This window comes from Citrobacter sp. T1.2D-1 (assembly GCF_950098555.1).
Classification (GTDB): Bacteria; Pseudomonadota; Gammaproteobacteria; order Enterobacterales; family Enterobacteriaceae; genus Citrobacter_A; species Citrobacter_A telavivensis.
Map to the genome: position 1 here is coordinate 67,422 of NZ_CATNHH010000077.1, position 20,728 is coordinate 88,149.

A 20,728-nucleotide genomic window follows, 5' to 3' on the forward strand; every position below is an offset into this window, starting at 1 on the left:
CGCAAAGGAGGATTAACGGGCCAGCGAGTGCTGAGTCAGTTTTTCAGGCTCATGCTTATACTTAAAGAACAGCGCGAAAATCACCGCCAGCGCCAGGGCATACGCCGCAAAGACGAGCCAGATAGTTTGCCAGTCCTTCACACCCTCCACAGAGAAGTAATCCACCGCCATACCGCTCAGGATGGAACCAACCCACGCCCCGACGCCGTTGACCATCGTCATAAACAACCCCTGCGCGCTGGCACGGATCCGAGATTCCACTTCCTGCTCAACGAAGACGGAGCCAGAAATGTTGAAGAAGTCGAATGCACAGCCGTAGACGATCATCGACATCAGCAGCAGGACGAAACCGAACGGTGACGGGTCGCCAAAAGCAAAGAAACCAAAGCGCAATGTCCACGCCAGCATACTCATCAGCATGACCGTTTTGATGCCAAAACGTTTGAGGAAAAACGGGATGGTCAGAATAAAGCCCACTTCCGCCATCTGCGAGACGGACAGTAAGATGGACGGGTATTTCACCACAAAGCTATCGGCAAATTGCGGATCGCGGGCAAAGTCGTGCAGGAAGGGATTACCGAAAACGTTGGTAATTTGCAGCACGGCACCCAGCATCATGGCGAACAGGAAGAAGATCGCCATCCGCGGATTTTTAAACAACACGAACGCATCCAGCCCCAGCTTACTGGCAAGCGACGCGCTCGCATTCTTCTCGGCCACCGGTATTTTTGGCAGCGTGAGTGCATAGATAGCCAGCAGCAGTGATGCGCCGGACGCAATGTACAGCTGCGCGCTGCTCAGTTCCAATCCCATCAGGCTCACAGTCCACATTGCAACGATAAAGCCAATCGTGCCGAAAACGCGGATAGGAGGAAATGCCGTTACCGGATCCTGCCCTGCCTGCGCCAGACAGGAATAGGAGACGCTGTTGGAGAGAGAAATAGTCGGCATGAAGGCCATTGCGTTGATCAACATCACCCAGAACATGGTGTCCGGGTCAGTCACCGTGGTCGCGTAGAGCAACACGCCTGCGCAGAGCAGATGACAGAACATATAAGCGCGCTCCGCACGCAGCCACTTGTCAGCAATAATCCCCATAATACCGGGCATAATAATCGCCGCCAGCCCTTTTGAGCTGTACACCATACCCACATTGGCACCGGTAAAATGAAGGGTGTTAATCATGTATGAGCCCAGGGTCACCAGCCAGCTTCCCCAGATAAAATATTGCATAAACGACATGATCTTTAATCGGGACGCAATACCCATTTTTCTCTTCCTTGCCGTAGAGTACGAACCCCGCCTGCTGGCGGGGTCATTATTATTCTCTGTTTCAGGCCAGTTTGCGCAGGAACCCGCAAATCAGGTCGATAAAGTTCTGTCGTGAAAGTTCAGCCGCCGCCAGGGTTTGCGCATGCGAGAGTTTCACATCACCCAGGCCTTCCGCCAGATTGGTGATCGCCGACACGGCAACCACTTTCAGTCCGCAATGGCGGGCGGTGATGACTTCAGGTACCACCGACATCCCCACCACATCACCACCGATAATCTGCATCATGCGGATCTCTGCTGCTGTCTCAAAGTTAGGCCCCGGATAGGAAACAAACACCCCTTCGCTCAGCGCGAAACCTTCGTCGGCTGCGACGCTCTGCAAAACCGCGCGATAGTCGGCGTCGTAAGCATTGGCCAGCGAGAAGAAACGCTCGCCAAAGCGGTCGTCGTTCGGCCCAACCATCGGCGTCCCCGGCATGGTGTTAATATGGTCGCTCAGTGCCACCAGGCTCCCTGGCCCCACTTCCGGACGCAGAGAACCCGCCGCGTTGGTGCAGAACAGCAGTTCGCAACCCAGCAGCTTCAGCGTGCGAATGGCGTCGGTCATCACGGTCATGCCGCGTCCTTCGTAGAAGTGCCCGCGCCCTTTCATACAGGCGACGGGAACCCCGGCCAGATGACCGAGCACTAACTCGCCCGCATGCCCGTGAACGGTACTCACCGGAAAACCCGGCAGCTTCTCGTAGGAAATCGCCACCGCGTCTTCTATCTGCTCAGCCAGCGCGCCTAAACCCGAACCAAGGATAAAGGCGACGCGCGGCGTGAAGTCAGGCTTGTAGCCGCGAATAATATCAGCGCTGTTCCAGGGATTCTGGGAAAAGTGGGAGTCGGTCATGAGATGTCCTTATAATCGGCTAATCACTCATTGAGTGAGAGAGGTAATGGTTATAACCAGAGCACGCAATCGATTACCAATACAGTTTTCCCTGCCGATCGATAGTAAATATATATTGATATGGCAAATCAGAACCGTTGGGTAAGAAAAAGCGTCCCTGCCAGAAATGGCAGGGAGTACTGAAGGTCTGCTGACTTGTGCCGATATCGTAGTTTTAATGGCAAAAGGAAACCACGATGACCACCATTAACGTCTCAACCCCTTCCGTACAAAGCGGTGGCGGTGGGGCAAAAGCCGCCGCCGGTAACAGCCTCTCTGCACAAATCGCGCAGATTGCAGAGAAAATCACCCAACTGACGCAGAAGCTCAAAGAAGTGTCGGACGGCAGCGGCAGTGCCGAAGAGAAGCAGAAGCAGCAGGAGTTGATCCAGACGCAGATCAAAATGTTGCAGGCGCAACTGGCACAGTTACAGCGTCAGCAGGCCGAAGAGGCGCAGCAAAAGCAGGATCAAACACAGGTTAAAGCAGAAGGCGTTAATTATCCTTCTGACGATCATCAGATTGATGTCTATATCTGATAGAGCGGATCCTGTGCACGTAAATCCGTTAATTCATTCGCCTGGGTGCGAACCACCTCCCACAGCGCCTGGGCTGCCGTCGACAGCGAGCGATTTTTGCGCCGCGCCAGCATCAACTGTCGTTCCACCACCGGCGTCAGGCGCTTCACCTGCAAATGACTTCCCTGCGGAAGCGGTAAGGCCAGCGCAGGCAAAATGCTAATGCCTATCCCCGCTTCCACCATCGGAAACAGCGTCGCCGGATGACCAATCTCCTGCACAATATTGGCTTCTATCGCAAAGTGCGCGAGCGCCGCGTCAATGAGCGGCCGACTTCCCGACGCGTAATCCTGCAACACCAGGCGTTCCTGCTGGAGATCCTGCCAGCTCACCCACTCCTGTTGCGCCAGCGGATGCGCCTGATGGCAGAGCAGAAGGAAGGGTTCGGACAGTATTGCTTCACACTGCAAATCGCTCACGGCACCGGGATCAATCACAATACCAAAATCCACTTCCCCCTGACGGATACTCTCCAGCACCCACTGCTGCGGTCGATCGTGCAGGACAAAGTCGATCGCCGGATAACGCTGATTGCTTTGCGCAATACACTGCGGAATGAGATGGGCGGAGATAGTCTGGCTTGCCGCCACGCGGACAGTACCGGCGAGTTGCGTGCCCACTCTGCCCGCTTCCCGTAGCGTGATATGAAGTTCATCCAGCAGCCGCTCCAGGCGGCCTGCCAGTTGTTGCCCGGCATCCGTCAGCACGACTTCACGCGTCGTGCGGTTCAGTAACTTCACTCCTGTCTGGCGCTCCAGTTCTTTGATACTGTGACTGACGGCCGACTGGCTCAGACCAATAAACTCACCGGCCCGGCTGAAACTTCGCTCCTGAGCAACGGTAACAAACACACGTAATTGACGCAGAGAATAATTCATCAACTCAATTCATATATAGATGCAATAAATCAATTTTATTTCTCAAAATGAAAAACGCAAAATGAGGACACCGAATTCCTGGAGTATTTATGAATATTTTTCGAATCCTTGATCCGTTTACCCTGACCCTGGTTGCGGTCGTCCTGCTGGCCTCATTTTTTCCAGCTGAGGGAGATTTTGTTCCTGTCGTTGAAGGCATTACCACCGCCGCCATTGCGCTCCTGTTCTTTATGCACGGGGCGAAGCTCTCGCGCGAAGCCATTATCGCTGGCGGCAGTCACTGGCGTTTGCACCTGTGGGTGATGTGCAGCACCTTCATTCTGTTCCCGGTACTCGGTGTACTGTTTGCCTGGTGGGCGCCCGTCAACGTTGACCCAATGCTGTACACCGGTTTCCTGTATCTGTGCATTTTGCCCGCCACGGTGCAGTCGGCAATTGCCTTTACGTCGCTGGCTGGAGGGAACGTTGCGGCGGCGGTCTGCTCAGCGTCGGCCTCCAGCCTGCTGGGGATTTTCCTCTCCCCGCTGCTGGTCGGCGTGGTGATGAACATTCACGGCGCAGAAGGAAGTCTGGAGCAGGTCGGCAAAATCATGCTGCAACTGCTGTTGCCGTTTGTGCTCGGACACCTTTCCCGTCCGTGGATCGGCAAATGGGTTGCGCGAAATAAAAAATGGATTGCGAAGACGGATCAGACGTCGATTCTGCTGGTGGTCTATTCGGCCTTCAGCGAAGCCGTGGTTAACGGGATCTGGCACAAAGTGGGCTGGGGATCGCTGCTGTTTATCGTCGTAGTCAGCATTGTGCTGCTCGCCATCGTGATTGCCGTAAACATCTTTGTGGCACGCAAATGCGGCTTCAACAAGGCCGACGAAATCACGATTGTCTTCTGCGGGTCGAAAAAGAGTCTGGCGAACGGCGTACCCATGGCCAACATCCTCTTTCCGACGTCCGTCATTGGGATGATGGTATTGCCGCTGATGATTTTCCACCAGATCCAGTTGATGGTCTGTGCGGTACTGGCGCGTCGCTATAAGCGCCAGGCCGAACAGTTACAGGCGCAGCAGGACAGCCGCGCCGCAAAAGCTTAAAGCGGACGTTTCAGGGGCTGAACCAGTTGGCTCAGCCCTTCGGTTTTGATCAGCAGCGTGATTTGCATCAGTTCGCCCAGTTTACCCGCCGGGAACTCATCCTTGCGGGCAAACCACAACAGATACTCTTCCGGCACATCGATCAGCCGACGCCCTTTGTATTTACCAAACGGCATCACCGTGTTGGCAATCTCAACGAGCTGCTCTTTCTCCATCTCAGACACCCAGCAGGCGGAGCATTTCCGCTTCGTCAATGACCGCAATCCCCAACTCCTGCGCTTTTGCCAGCTTGGAACCTGCCGCTTCGCCGGCAATGACCAGATCGGTCTTCTTCGAGACGCTGCCCGCCACTTTCGCCCCGAGTTCCGCCAGCCGCGCTTTGGCATCATCGCGCGACATCTGACTCAGACTCCCCGTCAGAACGACCGTTTTCCCGGCGAAAGGACTGTCGATTTCATCCGCATTGATAACCACCGGCGCGGGCCAGCGAATGCCTTCCGCCAGCAGTTGTGCGATCACCTCGCGATTGCTCTCTTCGGCAAAAAAGTTAAACACATGGGTAGCGACCACAATGCCCACGTCCGGAACTTTTTGCAGTTCGTCAATAGAAGCGGCTTCCAGCGCGTCCAGCGTACCAAAAAAGGCCGCCAGCCCTGCCGCAGTAGCCTCGCCGACTTCCCGGATCCCCAGCGCATACAGGAAGCGCGCAAAGGTCGTCTCTTTCGATTTTTCCAGCGCATCCACCACGTTTTGCGCCGACTTCGGCCCCATCCGGTCGAGACCGGTCAGTTTACCGGCTGTCAGCCTGAACAAGTCCGCCGGCGTGTGGACATACTCTTTCTCAACCAGTTGGTCGATAATTTTGTCACCCATCCCGTCCACGTCCATCGCCCGTCGAGAGACGAAATGCTTGAGGGACTCTTTACGCTGCGCGGCGCAAATCAGGCCACCGGTACAGCGAGCGACCGCTTCACCTTCCACGCGTTCGACGTCGGAATTGCATACCGGGCAATGCGTCGGAAATTCCACTGGCCGCGTGTCGTCCGGACGTTCGGAAAGCACCACGTTGACCACCTGCGGGATGACATCGCCAGCACGGCGAATCACCACTTTATCGCCAATACGCAGCCCGAGACGCTCGATTTCATCAGCGTTATGCAGCGTGGCATTACTCACCAGCACGCCCGCAACCTGAACAGGTTCAAGGCGCGCAACGGGCGTAATCGCTCCGGTACGTCCCACCTGGAACTCCACGTCACGAACAAAGGTCATCTGCTCCTGCGCCGGGAATTTAAAGGCCACCGCCCAGCGCGGCGCGCGCGCGACAAAGCCCAGTTGCTCCTGAAGCGCCATCGAGTTGACCTTAATCACAACGCCGTCAATGTCGAAGCCCAGCGTCGGACGGTCCTCTTCCACTTTGTGGTAAAACGCCAGCACGGCTTCCGGGGAGTCGCACAGGGTCACGCGATCGCTGACCGGCAGCCCCCACGCTTTAAACTGGAGCAGGCGGCCCAGATGGGTATCGGGCAGTTCGCCGCCTTCCAGCACGCCAACGCCATAGCAGAAGAAAGTGAGCGGTCGCTTCGCGGTGATACGCGGGTCGAGCTGGCGCAGCGAACCCGCCGCCGCGTTACGCGGGTTAGCAAACAGCTTACCGCCCGTCCGACGAGCATCGTCATTGATCTTTTCAAAACCCGCCTGCGGCAAAAACACCTCGCCACGCACTTCCAGACGCGTCGGAATGTTATCGCCGCGAAGTTTTAACGGAATGGCGCGGATCGTCCGCACGTTTGAGGTAATGTCTTCACCGGTCGTGCCATCGCCACGGGTTGCAGCGCTTACCAGCACCCCGTTTTCGTAGAGGATACTGACCGCCAGACCGTCCAGCTTCAGTTCGCAGCACCAGGTCACCTTATCGCTGCTCTTAAGACGGTCCTGGACGCGTTTATTAAATGCCAGGAAACTCTCTTCATCAAAGACGTTGTCCAGCGACAACATCGGCACTTCATGACGAATCTGGCTAAAAGACGCCAGCGGCGCAGCGCCCACGCGCTGGGTCGGAGAATCCGGGGTGATCAGTTCCGGGTGCTGCGCTTCCAGTTCACGCAGTTCGCGCATCAGGCGGTCGTATTCTGCATCCGGGATTTCTGGCGCATCCATCACATGGTAAAGATACTCATGATGGCGAAGCGTGGTTCGCAGTTCAGTCAGTTGTTGTTCGATTGATTCCATATCGCACCATCAATGATAAAAAACCCCCGACAGGCGGGGGTTCAGAAAGGAAGTTGTCGTGCCTTGAGTGTATCAGGCGTTCGCGTCTTTCACTTCGCGGATACGGTCCTGATACTCGCGCAATTTTTGCGGCGTCATCATCCGACGCTGATCGTCGAGCACCACGCCGCCGACTTCATCGGCAATGTGCTGTGCGGATTGCAGCATCAATTTGAAGTTTTGCAGTTCATCACCATAAGACGGCACCTGCATGAAGATGGTCACGCCCGGCGTGGTGAAGTCGACCATTTCTGGATCAAACGTACCCGGGTTAACCATATTCGCCAGGCTGAACAACGCCGGGCCACTGCCATCCGGACTCAGATGACGATGGAAGATATTCATGTCGCCAAATTTGAAACCGGCCTGCTGAATGCTGTTGAGCAGCACTTCACCGTTCAACTCGCTGCCATGATGGGCGGCGACGTTCATGATGATCACCGCTTCTTTACGCTGCGGTTTTTCCGGAGCTGGCGCCTCTTCAACGACGGGCTCAGGCTGCGGCTCAACCACGGGTTCCGCGGGTTGGAAGGCCTGCTGAGACGGTTGTGGCGCAGTCGGCTGAACAGGCTGAACCTGCGGCGCGATGGGCTGTTGTTGAACCGGCTGCGACGGATGGACAGGTTGCTGTGGCGCAGGTTGCTGGACTGGTCGCGGCTGAGCGGACTGCTGCGGCGCAGGCTGCTGTACCGGCTGTTGCGGCGGACGCTGGGCATGCTGCGGCTGTACCGGCGTTTCAGGCGGTTGCTGAACCGGCTGACGCGGTTGAGCCGACGCATAAGGCGGCTGGTACTGGTGTTGCGGCGACTGGCGAGGAGCTTCATGCTCCTGCGGATTGCCAGGGGCATGATTCACGCGGTGAACACGAACTTCACCGACGCCTTCGTCAGCTTCAACATCATCGTCATACGAGTCGTCGTCGCGTTTTGATTTCATGCGTTTCAGTGGACGATCGCGGAACATAGAAGATCGTTCTTTACGGCTGGTCCAGAAACCATGTACCAGTAAAGCGATTATGGCGATCGCGCCAACAATGATTAATATCAGACGCAAATCCTGCATCATTATATTCTCTGTTGTTCTAACACCTTGCCACCACGGCAAACATTTACTCACTAAGAGTATTTGCCGATTACGTCAAGTGCAAGTGTACTCTTAGCTTTCACAGCATAAAGATGAACGAAATTGTGCTTTTTGCTGTTTTTTCGAACATTTCTGAACTGTTCTGCATGCGATAACCCGGTAAGATACCCGTGTTCACTTAGGACTTATACTAAAAGGAGCATGTCCTGACTATGGTGTCATCATCTGTCACTGCACCACGTAGCGGTTTTTACTACTTTGCTCAGGGATGGAAACTGGTTTCGCAGCCGGGGATCCGTCGCTATGTCATTTTACCGCTACTGGTAAACATCCTGCTGATGGGCAGTGCATTCTGGTGGTTATTCACACAACTGGATGTCTGGATCCCGTCATTAATGCGTCACGTCCCCGACTGGTTGCAATGGCTGAGCTATTTGCTGTGGCCCATCGCCGTCCTTTCTGTACTGCTGGTGTTTGGTTACTTTTTCTCGACCCTGGCCAACTGGATTGCCGCACCGTTTAACGGGCTACTGGCGGAGCAACTGGAAGCGCGTCTGACTGGCGCAGCGCCGCCGGATACCGGGGTTCTGGGCATCATGAAAGATGTGCCGCGCATTATGAAACGCGAATGGCAAAAGCTCGCCTGGTATTTGCCACGCGCCATTGTGCTGCTGATCCTCTATTTTATTCCCGGTATCGGGCAAACCGTCGCCCCCGTGTTGTGGTTCCTGTTCAGTGCCTGGATGCTGGCGATTCAGTATTGCGATTACCCTTTTGATAACCATAAAGTGCCGTTTAAAGAGATGCGTACCGCCCTGCGCAGTCGTAAGGTCATCAATATGCAGTTTGGTGCGCTCACCAGCCTCTTTACTCTGATCCCGATACTCAATCTCTTCATCATGCCGGTGGCAGTCTGTGGCGCCACGGCGATGTGGGTAGATTGCTATCGTGCTAAGCACGCGTTATGGAAGTAATGCAAAAATGTGTAAACGAGAGGTGGCTTATACCACCTCTTATTCCATACTGATCCCCATTATTTCTCCACAGCATATAGATATGCGAAATCTTTACTTCCCCATCTCAGCCTGAAGGGTATGCTGGGAAGGTATCCCAATTTCATACAGTTAAGGACAGGCCATGAGTAAGATTTTTGAAGACAACTCGCTGACTATCGGTCATACGCCGCTGGTTCGACTGAACCGTATCGGTAACGGACGCATTCTGGCGAAGGTGGAATCACGTAACCCGAGCTTCAGCGTGAAATGCCGTATCGGTGCCAATATGATTTGGGATGCTGAAAAACGCGGCGTGCTGAAACCGGGCGTCGAACTGGTTGAGCCTACCAGCGGCAACACCGGTATCGCACTGGCCTATGTCGCCGCTGCGCGTGGCTATAAGCTGACGCTGACCATGCCCGAAACCATGAGTATCGAGCGTCGCAAGCTGCTGAAAGCGCTGGGTGCCAATCTGGTGCTGACCGAAGGCGCTAAAGGTATGAAAGGCGCAATTCAGAAAGCAGAAGAAATTGTCGCCAGCGATCCGGCGAAATATCTGCTGCTTCAGCAGTTCAGCAACCCGGCTAACCCGGAAATTCACGAAAAAACCACCGGCCCGGAAATCTGGGAAGATACCGATGGTCAGGTTGACGTCTTTATCTCCGGCGTGGGTACTGGCGGTACGCTGACCGGCGTCACCCGCTATATTAAGGGTACCAAAGGCAAAGCCGACCTGATTACCGTAGCCGTTGAGCCGACGGATTCCCCGGTTATTGCTCAGGCGCTGGCTGGCGAAGAGCTGAAGCCAGGTCCGCACAAAATTCAGGGTATTGGTGCCGGTTTTATTCCAGGTAACCTGGATCTGAAACTGATCGATAAAGTGGTCGCCATCACTAACGAAGAGGCGATCTCCACCGCTCGCCGTCTGATGGAAGAAGAAGGCATTCTTGCCGGTATCTCCTCAGGAGCCGCAGTCGCTGCCGCACTTAAACTTCAGGAAGATGAAACCTTTACCAACAAGAATATTGTGGTTATCCTACCGTCATCGGGTGAGCGTTATCTGAGCACAGCACTGTTTGCCGATCTCTTCACAGAGAAAGAATTGCAACAGTAATGCCAGCATGTTAAAAACGCGTAAAAAAGCACCTTTTCAGGTGCTTTTTTGTGGCCTGCTTCAAACTTTAGCCCCACCTGCCATTGCTTCACCCCGCCAGGTCTGGTATTTAACCTGATTAATTATTTTGAAGCGCGAAATTAATCGTTACAGGAAAACTGCTGGCTGAATCGATTTTATGATTTGGTTCAAGTATTGATTTAGCGGCATAATGTTTAATGACGAGCGAAACGTCAGCGGCCAGAGGTTGACTGCAACGGATTGCGTAAAACACCTGGTGTGTCGCGCCCGTTTACGCCGGCGCTAACAATACAGGCTAAAGTCAAACCGCCAGGCTAGACTTTAGTTCCACAACACTAAACCTATAAGTTGGGGAAATACAATGTTCCAGCAAGAAGTTACCATTACCGCTCCGAACGGTCTGCACACCCGCCCTGCTGCTCAGTTTGTTAAAGAAGCGAAAGGCTTCACTTCTGAGATTACTGTGACTTCCAACGGCAAAAGCGCCAGCGCGAAAAGCCTGTTTAAACTGCAAACTCTGGGTCTGACTCAGGGTACCGTCGTGACTATCTCTGCAGAAGGTGAAGACGAGCAGAAAGCGGTTGAACATCTGGTCAAGCTGATGGCGGAACTGGAATAAGTTTTTCCGGGTTCTTTTAAAAATCAGTCACAAGTAAGGTAGGGTTATGATTTCAGGCATTTTAGCATCCCCGGGTATCGCTTTCGGCAAAGCACTTTTGCTGAAAGAAGACGAAATCGTCATTGACCGGAAAAAAATTTCTGCCGACAAGGTTGATCAGGAAGTTGAACGTTTTCTGAGCGGTCGTGCCAAGGCATCTGCACAGTTAGAAGCGATCAAAACGAAAGCTGGTGAAACGTTCGGTGAAGAAAAAGAAGCCATTTTCGAGGGGCACATTATGCTGCTCGAAGATGAGGAGCTGGAGCAGGAAATCATAGCCCTGATTAAAGATAAACACATGACGGCTGACGCAGCTGCGCATGAAATTATCGAAGGTCAGGCCACTGCCCTGGAAGAACTGGATGATGAATACCTGAAAGAACGTGCGGCTGACGTACGTGATATCGGTAAGCGCCTGCTGCGCAACATCCTGGGGCTGGCAATTATCGACCTGAGCGCAATCAAGGACGAAGTGATCTTGGTTGCCGCTGATCTGACCCCGTCCGAAACCGCACAGCTGAACCTGCAGAAGGTGCTGGGTTTCATTACCGACGCGGGTGGCCGGACCTCCCACACCTCTATCATGGCGCGTTCTCTGGAACTGCCGGCTATCGTGGGTACCGGTAGCGTCACCTCTCAGGTGAAAAACGACGACTATCTGATTCTGGATGCCGTAAACAACCTGGTTTACGTCAACCCGACCAACGAAGAAATTGAAAAACTGCGCGCCGTTCAGGAGCAGGTTGCCACTGAAAAAGCGGAACTGGCTAAACTGAAAGACCTGCCGGCAATCACGCTGGATGGCCATCAGGTTGAAGTGTGCGCCAACATCGGTACCGTGCGTGACGTCGAAGGCGCAGAGCGCAATGGTGCGGAAGGCGTTGGTCTGTATCGTACTGAATTTCTGTTTATGGACCGCGACGCGCTGCCGACTGAAGAAGAACAGTTTGCGGCGTACAAAGCCGTGGCTGAAGCCTGTGGCTCCCAGGCCGTGATCGTGCGTACCATGGACATCGGCGGCGACAAAGAACTGCCGTACATGAATTTCCCGAAAGAAGAGAACCCGTTCCTGGGCTGGCGTGCCGTGCGTATCGCGATGGATCGTAAAGAGATCCTGCGCGATCAGGTTCGCGCTATCCTGCGCGCGTCTGCTTTCGGTAAACTGCGCATTATGTTCCCGATGATCATCTCTGTTGAAGAAGTTCGCGCACTGCGCAAAGAGATCGAAATCTACAAACAGGAACTGCGCGACGAAGGTAAAGCATTTGACGAAACCATTGAGATTGGCGTGATGGTGGAAACACCGGCTGCGGCAACGATTGCTCGTCATTTAGCCAAAGAAGTTGATTTCTTTAGTATCGGCACCAATGATTTAACGCAGTACACCCTGGCAGTTGACCGTGGTAATGATATGATTTCACATCTCTACCAGCCAATGTCACCATCTGTCCTGACGCTTATCAAGCAAGTTATTGATGCTTCTCATGCTGAAGGTAAATGGACTGGCATGTGCGGTGAGCTTGCAGGCGACGAACGTGCTACACTTCTGTTGCTGGGGATGGGTCTGGACGAATTCTCTATGAGCGCCATTTCTATCCCGCGCATTAAGAAGATTATCCGTAACACGAACTTCGAAGATGCGAAGGTGTTAGCAGAGCAGGCTCTTGCTCAACCGACAACGGACGAGTTAATGACGCTGGTTAACAAGTTCATTGAAGAAAAAACAATCTGCTAATCCACGAGATGCGGCCCAATTTACTGCTTAGGAGAAGATCATGGGTTTGTTCGATAAACTGAAGTCTCTGGTTTCTGATGATAAGAAAGACACCGGAACTATTGAGATTGTTGCACCGCTCTCTGGCGAGATCGTCAACATCGAAGACGTACCGGATGTCGTTTTTGCTGAAAAAATCGTGGGTGATGGCATCGCTATCAAACCAACCGGTAACAAGATGGTTGCACCGGTTGACGGTACCATCGGCAAAATCTTTGAGACCAACCATGCGTTCTCTATCGAATCCGATAGCGGTATCGAACTGTTTGTTCACTTCGGTATCGACACCGTTGAGCTGAAAGGCGAAGGCTTTAAGCGCATCGCCGAAGAAGGCCAGCGTGTGAAAGTGGGTGACCCGGTTATTGAATTCGATCTGCCGCTGCTGGAAGAAAAAGCCAAGTCTACCCTGACTCCGGTTGTTATCTCCAACATGGACGAAATCAAAGAACTGATCAAACTGTCCGGTAGCGTGACTGTGGGTGAAACCCCGGTTATCCGCATCAAGAAATAATTCTTGCCGCAGGAAAAAATGGCGCCTTCTGGCGCCATTTTTTTTATACACGTCATCCACCAACGATGCTTCCGGCCTGCCTGATGGCGCTGCGCTTATCAGGCCTACGCGACTTTTCACCACGGAGTTAGACCTGTAGGCCGGATAAGGCGTTTGCGCCGCCATCCGGTATCGGTGCTGCGCTTATCAGGCCGACGAGATTTTCACCACGGAGTTGGACCGCCAGGCCGGATAAGGCGTTTGCGCCGCCATCCGGCATCGGTGCTGCGCTTATCAGCGCCTACGCGACTTTTCACCACGGCGTTAGACCTGTAGGCCGGATAAGGCGTTTGCGCCGCCATCCGGCATCGGTGCTGCGCTTATCAGGCCTACGCGACTTTTCACCACGGGGTTGGACCGCCAGGCCGGATAAGGCGTTTGCGCCACCATCCGGCATCGGCGCTGCGCTTATCAGGCCTACGCAACTTTTCACCACGGCGTTAGACCTGTAGGCCGGATAAGGCGTTTGCGCCGCCATCCGGCATCGGTGCTGCGCTTATCAGGCCTACGCGATTTTTCACCACGGAGTTAGACCTGTAGGCCGGATAAGGCGTTTGCGCCGCCATCCGGCATCGGTGCTGCGGTCACAATGGCGAGGTCACCGGACGATAACACTTTTCCCGCATCAGGATTTTCATCCCTTCCGGCCCGCTCTCCAGCATCCGCTTTTCTGAATCAGAAACCAGCAGTTCGCACTGATAGCCGCCCGTAATGCCAAACATCGCGCGCGCCACGCAAACATCCTCCAGCGCATTCAGCCCGCTGGTTTCAAAATGCCCTACTATGCGTCCCTGCTGGCGCACCACCAGCCGATAGCTCTTCATCGCGCCTCCCCTGCCGGAGGCAGTATCAGTTCGTCACAACCGCATTGCTGCGTCCAGGTCATCACCTCCAGCACGCGTTCCGCAGCCTGTCGCGTTGCCTGCGTCAGTGATTTTCCCAGCACAATGCCGCTAATCAACTCGGCACAAAACAGATCGCCGGTCCCTTTCAGATCGGTTTCTACACGCGGATGTTCAATCACATCCTGCGTTTGCGCCGTCACCACCGCCACAGTAATGGTGTCGCTGTCCTGTCCTGGCGCGCTGGTGATCACAATCCACTTCAGCGTGTCGGTCAGCAGCGATCTCGCCGCGACGACAGCCTCCTCCAGCGTGCGGCACGGCATGCCGCTGAGCATCTCCAGCTCAAAAACATTCGGCGTCAGCCCCTGCGCCAACGGCAGCAGATGGCGGCGATAAGCATCCGGAATCTCGGCTTTCACATACATCCCGCTGTCAATATCGCCAATCACCGGATCGACCAGAACCGCGACGTCTGGATGCGATTCACGCACGGTTTTCAGCCACTGCGCCAGTCGCGCAATTTGCTCCGCGCTACCCATGTAACCGGTCGTCACCGCCTTTAACTCGCGCAGCGCATCACGCTCATTGAGCGCCTGCAAATAGCCACTGAACCAGTCAGCCGGAATCACGCCCCCATAGAACGTGTCATAGTGCGGAGTATTACTGAACAGGACGGTAGGCACCGCCGTCACCCGCAAACCCTTTGCTTTGATGGCAGGAACAGCGATGCTGTTGCCGACGCTGCCATACACCACCTGTGACTGAACGGCGACAATATCGGTCTGTAACGCCCGATGCTTATCGTCGAAGAGCACTGATTGAATATCACTCTCCTGCCCCATAGACTTCTCCTCTCACTGGACAGCGGGCTGGTGCCTCACTATTATCGTCATATGCTAAAATTCATTTTGTCATAGGTCAATAATGATCGACGGAAAAACCGCCAGCGAAATCTTTGACAGTATACGTCAGCACGTCACCAGCGGCGTGTTGTCTGCGGGTGAAACACTGCCGCCGGTGCGGGAACTGGCCGCGCAGCTCAACGTCAATCGCAATACCGTCGCGGCGGCCTACAAACGCCTGGTCACTTCCGGACTGGCGCAAAGTCGTGGCCGCAACGGTACCGTCATAAAAAGCGCCGCTACGCCCATCGCGTGGGAGGGCGGCGACCTCCATACACCACTGCACGACCTCTCCAGCGGGAATCCGGATCCGACTCGTCTACCCGACCTGAGTCGCTACTTTGCGACTCTCCATCACGGCCACCGCCTGTACGGCGACGCGCCGGTAACACCGGAGCTAACGCGCTGGGCGACACGGTGGATGCAGAATGCCGTTCCCACTGCGGGCGAAATTGATATCACCAGCGGCGCAATTGATGCCATTGAACGCCTGCTGAGCGCCCATCTGCTGCCGGGCGATAGCGTGGTCGTTGAGGACCCTTGTTTTTTAAGCAGCATCAACATGCTGCGATACGCCGGATTCAGCGCCAGCCCGGTGAGCGTCGATAGCGAAGGGATGCTCCCCGAAGGACTCGAACAGGCGCTGAGCAAAGGTGCACGCGCGGTGATCGTGACGCCACGGGCGCACAACCCGACGGGATGCAGCTTAAGCGCCGCACGCGCTGACGCGTTACAGGCTATTCTTGCGCAATATCCGCAGGTGCTGGTGATTATTGACGACCACTTTGCCCTACTTTCAGCCTCCGCATGGCATCCGGTGATTGCAGCAGAAACGCTCCACTGGTCGGTCGTTCGCTCAATGTCGAAAGCGCTGGGCCCGGACCTGCGTCTTGCCATTGTCGCCAGCGATCCCGCTACTTCGGCAAAGCTACGCCTGCGCCTTAACGCCGGCAGTCAGTGGGTTAGCCACATTTTGCAGGATCTGGTTTACGCCTGTCTGGCAGACCCCATCTGGCAGCAAACCCTCACGGAAACCCGCCAGTTTTATGCCGATCAACAGCGTAAACTGGCTGAGGCGCTGCACGCGAAAGGCATCAGCCACTTTTTCCCCGGCGATGGCCTGAACCTGTGGCTACCGCTCGCCGAAGCCAGTCAGAACACCGCATTCGCGCTGGCGAAATTCGGCTGGCTGGTGCGTGAAGGCGAAGCCTTCGGCGTCAACACGCCCGCACAGGGTCTGCGCATTACCCTTTCCACACTCAACGACAACGACATCAACCGCCTGGCCGCCCACATTCATCAGGCGCTGGGCCAATAACAGGAGAGCACCGTGCACGTCCATTTTATCATTCACGAATCGTTTGAATCGGCCGGTGCTTATTTGCCGTGGGCCGAAGCGCGTGGCTACAGCATCACCTGGACTCGCGTCTACGACAGCGAACCCGTTCCGGCTAACGCCGATGGCTTTGATATGCTGGTCGTTTTTGGCGGCCCACAATCACCCCGCACCACGCTCGCAGAGTGCCCTTACTTTGATTCTCTGGCCGAACAGCATCTGATTAACCAGGCCATCTCGGCGGGTCGTATTGTGGTCGGGATCTGCCTGGGCTCACAGCTGATTGGTGAGGCGCTGGGAGCCAGAGTCTGCCAGAGCCCGGAGAAAGAGATTGGTCACTATCCCATCACCCTGAGCGAAGCAGGCAAGCAGCATCCGCTGCTTGCCCACTTCGGATCTCCGCTCACCGTCGGTCACTGGCACAACGACATGCCAGGGCTTACCGATCAAGCAACGGTACTTGCCGCAAGCGTTGGGTGTCCACGGCAGATAGTGCAGTACGGCAATTTCGTCTATGGCTTCCAGTGCCACATGGAATTTACCGCCGAGGCGGTGGAAGGGCTGATCCAGCACTCTGAACAGGAGCTGGCAGAAGCCAAAGGGAAGCGTTTTATTCGCTCGAATGCGGAAATGCGCGAATGGGATTACCGGGAGATGAATGAAAAGCTCTGGCAGTTCCTGGATCTGCTGGTGAAAAAACGCCAGAGTTAGTCCACATAGCCCGGCCAGGGCCGGGCCAGGCAGATGATTAAATCCCTGCGCCCTGGCTGAAGTGCTCTTCGCCAAACACACCGGTAGAGAGATAACGATCGCCGCGATCGCAAATAATCGCCACCACCACCGCGCCTGGATTCACTTTCGCAATGCGTATCGCGCCAGCGACTGCACCGCCTGAACTGACGCCACAGAAGATCCCTTCACGCACGGCCAGTTCACGCATGGTGTTCTCCGCTTCCCGCTGGTGAATATCCACGACCTGGTCGACAAGCTGAGCGTTAAAAATGCCCGGCATGTATTCCGCTGGCCAGCGGCGAATCCCCGGAATACTGCTGCCCTCTTCCGGTTGCAGCCCCACAATGGTGACCGCGCTGGCCTGCTCGCGCAGAAAGCGGGAAACCCCGGTGATGGTGCCGGTAGTCCCCATACTGGAGACAAAATGGGTGAGGCGTCCGGACGTTTGCTGCCAGATTTCCGGCCCTGTGGTGGTGTAGTGCGCGTACGGGTTATCAGGGTTGTTGAACTGGTCCAGCAGCTTACCTTCGCCGCGCTGGGCCATTTCCAGCGCTAAATCACGCGCTCCTTCCATCCCCTGCTCTTTGGTGACCAGAACCAGCTCAGCACCGTAGGCGCGCATCGCCGCACGACGCTCCTGACTCATGTTGTCCGGCATCAGCAGCTTCATGCGATAGCCCTTCAACGCGGCAATCATGGCCAGCGCAATGCCGGTGTTCCCGCTGGTGGCCTCAATTAACACGTCGCCAGGTTTAATCTCGCCGCGTTTTTCCGCTTCAACAATCATCGATAACGCGGCGCGATCTTTCACCGATCCTGCCGGGTTATTACCTTCCAGTTTGACCCAGATTTCACTGCCGTTGTCCGGCGTCAGGCGCTGGAGCTTGACTAAAGGAGTATTGCCAATGGTGTTTTCTAATGTCGTCACTTCTGCATTCCAATAAAAATGCCGGGTAAGCGGAGCGTCACCCGGCAACATCAGGATGCAATAAAGCTATCAGTCTGTGAAAGTCAGGTCTACTGAATCATCGGGTAAATAGTCGATACGGTACTCACCAGAACCTGCCGTCGCAGACCAGCCCGCGTCTGAGCGACGAAATGCCAGTCCGTCTGAATTTTCGATCTCTTTTACCGCCTGCAATTTCACCGTTGCAGTGGTATTCGCCGGAATGCGGAAAGTCATGGCAACCTTGCCATTGATAGCCTGCCATTTTACGGCAATCTCACCGTAAATTGATTCATAGGTTGCCTGAACCCAGCTCAGTTGGCCACCGGGCAGAGGCGAAATCATCACATGCTTAAAGCCAGGCGCTGATTCATCAGCCTCAATCCCTGCGACAGTTCGATACAACCATTCGCCCACTGCGCCGTAGGCGTAATGATTAAATGAGTTCATGTCCGCACTCCACATGGAACCGTCTGGCTTGATGCCATCCCAATGTTCCCACACCGTCGTCGCCCCGGCTTTCACCTGATACAACCAGGACGGGAAGTCGTCTTTCAGCAACAGCGCCCAGGCTTCTTTTGCCCGACCATTCTGACTTAGCGCATGGCAGAAATACGGTGTACCCAGAAAACCTGTCACCAGATGCCCGTCGTGCTCATTGAGCAACGCGACTAACCTGTCCGCCACGCGCTGACGAAGGGTTACGGGCGTCAGATCGAAACAAAGCGCGACAATGTGCGCCGTTTGCGTCTGCGCCGTCAGATTGCCTTCTGGCGTGAAGAAACGCGCATGGAAGCGTTTCACAATTCTGGCCTGTAGTGCGCTGTAATATCGATGATCGTCTTCGTGGCCCAACACCTCTGCCGTCTTAGCAAACAATGACGTCGACAAGGCATACCAGGCTGTACACAGCAGGTCTTCCGGCGTGGCGCCGAAGTAGCTGCCTTCCTGCGCATCCAGCGCCACCCAGTCACCAAACTGTAGCTTATAGCGCCAGATATCATTGTCAGCATGGGCCTGCATAAAATCGACCCAACCTTTCATGCTGGCATACTGATTTTGCAGGATGCGCTTGTCGCCATACATCAGATACATCGTCCACGGATTGATCACGGCGGCATCCGCCCAGCCTGTCGCTGAGTGCGTTCCACCTTCTGCGAGGAATTTATCCTGACTGCAATGCCCGGTCAGAATATCCGGGATCACATGCGGCACCCCGCCTTCTGGCGTCTGGTCATACTTCAGATCCGTCAGCCATTTGGCAAAAAAGGTGCGGGTTTGCATCAGATAGCTGGCCGTACGACAGAAGATTTGCGCGTCGCCCGTCCAGCCCAGACGTTCATCGCGCTGCGGACAATCGGTCGGTACATCGACGAAATTGCTTTTCAACCCCCAAAGAATATTGTGGTGAAGCTGATTCAGGTCCGGATTTGAGCAGGCAAACTGCCCGGTTGCCTGCATCGCAGAATGAATGACAATGGCGGTAAAATTGTTCGGGTTGAGCTCGCCCGGGTACGCCTCAACCTTCACATAACGGAATCCCTGCCAGCTAAAACGAGGATGCCAGACTTCTTCCCCCTCACCGCTCAATGTATATTCCACAAGCTGCTTCGCGCTGCGTAAATTGTCGAGATAGACATTGCCGCAGGCGTCGAGCGTCTCAAAATGACGCAACACCACGTTGTCACCGGGCTTGCCCCTCACACGGAATTCCACCCAACCGCTCATGTTCTGGCCGAAATCCAGCACATTGTCGCCCTGGGGCGTCACAATCAGTGCAGCAACAGGAAGACGTTCGATCTGTTTGATGGTGCCCGCACCCTGGGCAACCAGAGCGTTTTTCTCCCAGGGAATCACAGAAACGTTGCGCCAGGCCGAATCATTGAAGTCCGGCTGCTGCCAGCCCTGTCGATTCAGAGAGGCATCATAGCGTTCACCATCGTAGATTTCGGCAAACTGGCGTGCAGAATCGCTGCCGCACCATGACAGGTCGCTGACCACGCTCTGCTGAGACCCGTCTTCATACTCAATCATCAGTTGGCACAATAACGCCGTCTGCTCCCCGTAGTAGTTGCGGTGGCGACTGAACCCCATATCCCCTTTGAACCAGCCCGCCCCAAGCTCTGCACCAACTACGTTCTCCCCGCTGTTCAACAACCCCGTAATATCGTACGTCTGGTACAAAAGGTGGTACCGATAGCTGGTCCAGCCCGGCGTGAGTTCATCCGTTCCCACTCGCTGCCCATTCAGAAAGAGCTGATAAATGCCTAATGCCGTGGCATGCACATAAGCGCTAGCCACCTTCTTTTCAGCCGTCACTGAAAAGACTTTTCGCAGCAGTGTGGCTTTTGAGTTCGCCTTGTCCTGCAGCGTTTCCGCTGAGATAAAGGTCCCTTTCCAGGGTAAATCCAGTAGCCCCGTGACGAACTGTGCCATCGGACTCCACTCGCTGCGTTCGCCGTTGTTGGCGGTAATACGCACCCGCAGAAAATAGCGCGTAGAAGGCCGAAGCGTGAATTCGTTCAATTCGATATTATTCGACGTCTCGCTATTCACAACACCGCTATCAAAAGCCAGCGTTGAAAAATCAGTCCGGGTACTGCACTGCAAGTGCCATGAACGCTGCAAAACGTTGCGTTGCGTACTCTGCATCTTCCAGCCGATAAGCGGCAGCCTATCCACGCCGGTTAACGCCGTTTCTCCATTCAAAGTAAGTTGACTGACTGACAGCATGATTCAATTCTCCTTGCG

19 protein-coding genes are annotated in these 20,728 nt (G+C 54.9%); 9 read left to right on the forward strand and 10 right to left on the reverse strand.

The genetic code is table 11. The features are described from left to right. Positions 1–12 precede the first annotated feature (12 nt). Together QQZ17_RS24280 and xapA are read right to left on the reverse strand one after the other, a co-directional pair. Positions 13–1,269 carry a nucleoside permease gene (locus QQZ17_RS24280; RefSeq protein WP_152403107.1) on the reverse strand — a complete coding sequence of 419 codons (1,257 nt, stop codon included), beginning with the start codon at positions 1,267–1,269 and terminating at the stop codon, positions 13–15. A 64-nt stretch (positions 1,270–1,333) separates the two neighbouring features. After that, positions 1,334–2,167 (reverse strand): xanthosine phosphorylase, encoded by an 834-nt coding sequence (gene xapA / locus QQZ17_RS24285; RefSeq protein ID WP_152403105.1) that lies wholly within the window; start codon positions 2,165–2,167, stop codon positions 1,334–1,336. Positions 2,168–2,403: 236 nt separating this feature from the next. Between xapA and QQZ17_RS24290 the strand changes: the two genes are divergently transcribed. After that, complete coding sequence (locus QQZ17_RS24290) at positions 2,404–2,745, forward strand: FlxA-like family protein (RefSeq protein WP_152403103.1); 342 nt, start codon at positions 2,404–2,406, stop codon at positions 2,743–2,745. Here the strand turns inward: QQZ17_RS24290 and QQZ17_RS24295 are convergent. Further along, on the reverse strand, positions 2,736–3,662 hold the full coding sequence (locus tag QQZ17_RS24295; protein WP_152403100.1) for a LysR family transcriptional regulator: 927 nt from the start codon (positions 3,660–3,662) through the stop codon (positions 2,736–2,738). The genes QQZ17_RS24290 and QQZ17_RS24295 overlap by 10 nt on opposite strands. An 89-nt stretch (positions 3,663–3,751) precedes the next feature. Here QQZ17_RS24295 and QQZ17_RS24300 point away from each other — a divergent pair, with 89 nt between their 5' ends. Then, a complete protein-coding gene (locus tag QQZ17_RS24300; protein ID WP_152403098.1) occupies positions 3,752–4,750 on the forward strand; it encodes a bile acid:sodium symporter family protein in 999 nt (332 codons plus the stop codon). On the opposite strand, the gene QQZ17_RS24305 is transcribed toward QQZ17_RS24300, so the two are convergent. The 3 genes from QQZ17_RS24305 to zipA all read right to left on the reverse strand — a co-directional run bounded on the left by QQZ17_RS24305 (position 4,747) and on the right by zipA (position 8,086). After that, complete coding sequence (locus QQZ17_RS24305; RefSeq protein WP_042317684.1) at positions 4,747–4,965, reverse strand: DUF3820 family protein; 219 nt, start codon at positions 4,963–4,965, stop codon at positions 4,747–4,749. The two genes, QQZ17_RS24300 and QQZ17_RS24305, sit on opposite strands and share 4 nt — an antisense overlap. A gap of 1 nt (position 4,966) precedes the next feature. Further along, complete coding sequence (ligA, locus tag QQZ17_RS24310; protein WP_152403096.1) at positions 4,967–6,982, reverse strand: NAD-dependent DNA ligase LigA; 2,016 nt, start codon at positions 6,980–6,982, stop codon at positions 4,967–4,969. 72 nt (positions 6,983–7,054) lie between these two features. Continuing rightward, a complete protein-coding gene (gene zipA / locus QQZ17_RS24315; RefSeq protein ID WP_152403094.1) occupies positions 7,055–8,086 on the reverse strand; it encodes a cell division protein ZipA in 1,032 nt (343 codons plus the stop codon). 230 nt (positions 8,087–8,316) lie between these two features. On the opposite strand from zipA, the gene cysZ reads away from it, so the two are divergent. The 5 genes from cysZ (at position 8,317) to crr (ending at position 13,177) form a co-directional block, all read left to right on the forward strand. Further along, entirely contained in the window at positions 8,317–9,078 is a 762-nt protein-coding gene (cysZ, locus tag QQZ17_RS24320) for a sulfate transporter CysZ (protein WP_152403093.1), read from the forward strand. A gap of 163 nt (positions 9,079–9,241) precedes the next feature. After that, on the forward strand, positions 9,242–10,213 hold the full coding sequence (gene cysK, locus QQZ17_RS24325) for a cysteine synthase A (RefSeq protein WP_046483505.1): 972 nt from the start codon (positions 9,242–9,244) through the stop codon (positions 10,211–10,213). A gap of 382 nt (positions 10,214–10,595) precedes the next feature. Further along, entirely contained in the window at positions 10,596–10,853 is a 258-nt protein-coding gene (gene ptsH / locus QQZ17_RS24330; RefSeq protein ID WP_000487600.1) for a phosphocarrier protein Hpr, read from the forward strand. A gap of 46 nt (positions 10,854–10,899) precedes the next feature. Then, positions 10,900–12,627, forward strand: coding sequence for a phosphoenolpyruvate-protein phosphotransferase PtsI (gene ptsI, locus QQZ17_RS24335; RefSeq protein ID WP_152403090.1), 1,728 nt, complete (start codon positions 10,900–10,902; stop codon positions 12,625–12,627). Between the two features lie 40 nt (positions 12,628–12,667). After that, positions 12,668–13,177, forward strand: coding sequence for a PTS glucose transporter subunit IIA (crr, locus tag QQZ17_RS24340; RefSeq protein WP_000522253.1), 510 nt, complete (start codon positions 12,668–12,670; stop codon positions 13,175–13,177). Positions 13,178–13,800: 623 nt separating this feature from the next. Here crr and QQZ17_RS24345 read toward each other — a convergent pair. Both QQZ17_RS24345 and pdxK read right to left on the reverse strand, forming a co-directional pair. Continuing rightward, the gene (locus QQZ17_RS24345) at positions 13,801–14,040 is read right to left on the reverse strand and encodes a cytoplasmic protein (RefSeq protein ID WP_152403088.1); all 240 of its coding nucleotides are present in this window, start codon (positions 14,038–14,040) and stop codon (positions 13,801–13,803) included. Then, positions 14,037–14,903 (reverse strand): pyridoxine/pyridoxal/pyridoxamine kinase, encoded by an 867-nt coding sequence (pdxK, locus tag QQZ17_RS24350; protein WP_152403087.1) that lies wholly within the window; start codon positions 14,901–14,903, stop codon positions 14,037–14,039. The genes QQZ17_RS24345 and pdxK overlap by 4 nt, the downstream gene beginning before the upstream one ends. Before the next feature lie 82 nt (positions 14,904–14,985). Here pdxK and ptsJ point away from each other — a divergent pair, with 82 nt between their 5' ends. Further along, the gene (gene ptsJ / locus QQZ17_RS24355; protein ID WP_152403085.1) at positions 14,986–16,281 is read left to right on the forward strand and encodes a MocR-like B6 salvage transcription factor PtsJ; all 1,296 of its coding nucleotides are present in this window, start codon (positions 14,986–14,988) and stop codon (positions 16,279–16,281) included. A 12-nt stretch (positions 16,282–16,293) separates the two neighbouring features. Beyond that, a complete protein-coding gene (locus QQZ17_RS24360; protein ID WP_152403083.1) occupies positions 16,294–17,010 on the forward strand; it encodes a type 1 glutamine amidotransferase in 717 nt (238 codons plus the stop codon). A 37-nt stretch (positions 17,011–17,047) separates the two neighbouring features. Here the strand turns inward: QQZ17_RS24360 and cysM are convergent, their stop codons facing one another. Next, positions 17,048–17,959 carry a cysteine synthase CysM gene (gene cysM, locus QQZ17_RS24365; RefSeq protein WP_152403081.1) on the reverse strand — a complete coding sequence of 304 codons (912 nt, stop codon included), beginning with the start codon at positions 17,957–17,959 and terminating at the stop codon, positions 17,048–17,050. Between the two features lie 69 nt (positions 17,960–18,028). Continuing rightward, positions 18,029–20,710 (reverse strand): glycoside hydrolase family 78 protein, encoded by a 2,682-nt coding sequence (locus QQZ17_RS24370; RefSeq protein WP_152403079.1) that lies wholly within the window; start codon positions 20,708–20,710, stop codon positions 18,029–18,031. Positions 20,711–20,728 lie beyond the last annotated feature (18 nt).

What these genes read in the sequence shown, in the direction of transcription:
- QQZ17_RS24290 (WP_152403103.1), top strand. Translation starts at nt 2,404, where the DNA reads ATGACCACCATTAACGTCTCAACCCCTTCCGTACAAAGCGGTGGCGGT.
- zipA (WP_152403094.1), bottom strand. Translation starts at nt 8,086, where the DNA reads ATGATGCAGGATTTGCGTCTGATATTAATCATTGTTGGCGCGATCGCC.
- pdxK (WP_152403087.1), bottom strand. Translation starts at nt 14,903, where the DNA reads ATGGGGCAGGAGAGTGATATTCAATCAGTGCTCTTCGACGATAAGCAT.
- xapA (WP_152403105.1), bottom strand. Translation starts at nt 2,167, where the DNA reads ATGACCGACTCCCACTTTTCCCAGAATCCCTGGAACAGCGCTGATATT.
- ptsJ (WP_152403085.1), top strand. Translation starts at nt 14,986, where the DNA reads ATGATCGACGGAAAAACCGCCAGCGAAATCTTTGACAGTATACGTCAG.
- QQZ17_RS24345 (WP_152403088.1), bottom strand. Translation starts at nt 14,040, where the DNA reads ATGAAGAGCTATCGGCTGGTGGTGCGCCAGCAGGGACGCATAGTAGGG.
- cysZ (WP_152403093.1), top strand. Translation starts at nt 8,317, where the DNA reads ATGGTGTCATCATCTGTCACTGCACCACGTAGCGGTTTTTACTACTTT.
- crr (WP_000522253.1), top strand. Translation starts at nt 12,668, where the DNA reads ATGGGTTTGTTCGATAAACTGAAGTCTCTGGTTTCTGATGATAAGAAA.
- QQZ17_RS24295 (WP_152403100.1), bottom strand. Translation starts at nt 3,662, where the DNA reads ATGAATTATTCTCTGCGTCAATTACGTGTGTTTGTTACCGTTGCTCAG.
- ptsI (WP_152403090.1), top strand. Translation starts at nt 10,900, where the DNA reads ATGATTTCAGGCATTTTAGCATCCCCGGGTATCGCTTTCGGCAAAGCA.
- ptsH (WP_000487600.1), top strand. Translation starts at nt 10,596, where the DNA reads ATGTTCCAGCAAGAAGTTACCATTACCGCTCCGAACGGTCTGCACACC.
- QQZ17_RS24300 (WP_152403098.1), top strand. Translation starts at nt 3,752, where the DNA reads ATGAATATTTTTCGAATCCTTGATCCGTTTACCCTGACCCTGGTTGCG.
- ligA (WP_152403096.1), bottom strand. Translation starts at nt 6,982, where the DNA reads ATGGAATCAATCGAACAACAACTGACTGAACTGCGAACCACGCTTCGC.
- QQZ17_RS24280 (WP_152403107.1), bottom strand. Translation starts at nt 1,269, where the DNA reads ATGGGTATTGCGTCCCGATTAAAGATCATGTCGTTTATGCAATATTTT.
- QQZ17_RS24305 (WP_042317684.1), bottom strand. Translation starts at nt 4,965, where the DNA reads ATGGAGAAAGAGCAGCTCGTTGAGATTGCCAACACGGTGATGCCGTTT.
- QQZ17_RS24370 (WP_152403079.1), bottom strand. Translation starts at nt 20,710, where the DNA reads ATGCTGTCAGTCAGTCAACTTACTTTGAATGGAGAAACGGCGTTAACC.
- cysK (WP_046483505.1), top strand. Translation starts at nt 9,242, where the DNA reads ATGAGTAAGATTTTTGAAGACAACTCGCTGACTATCGGTCATACGCCG.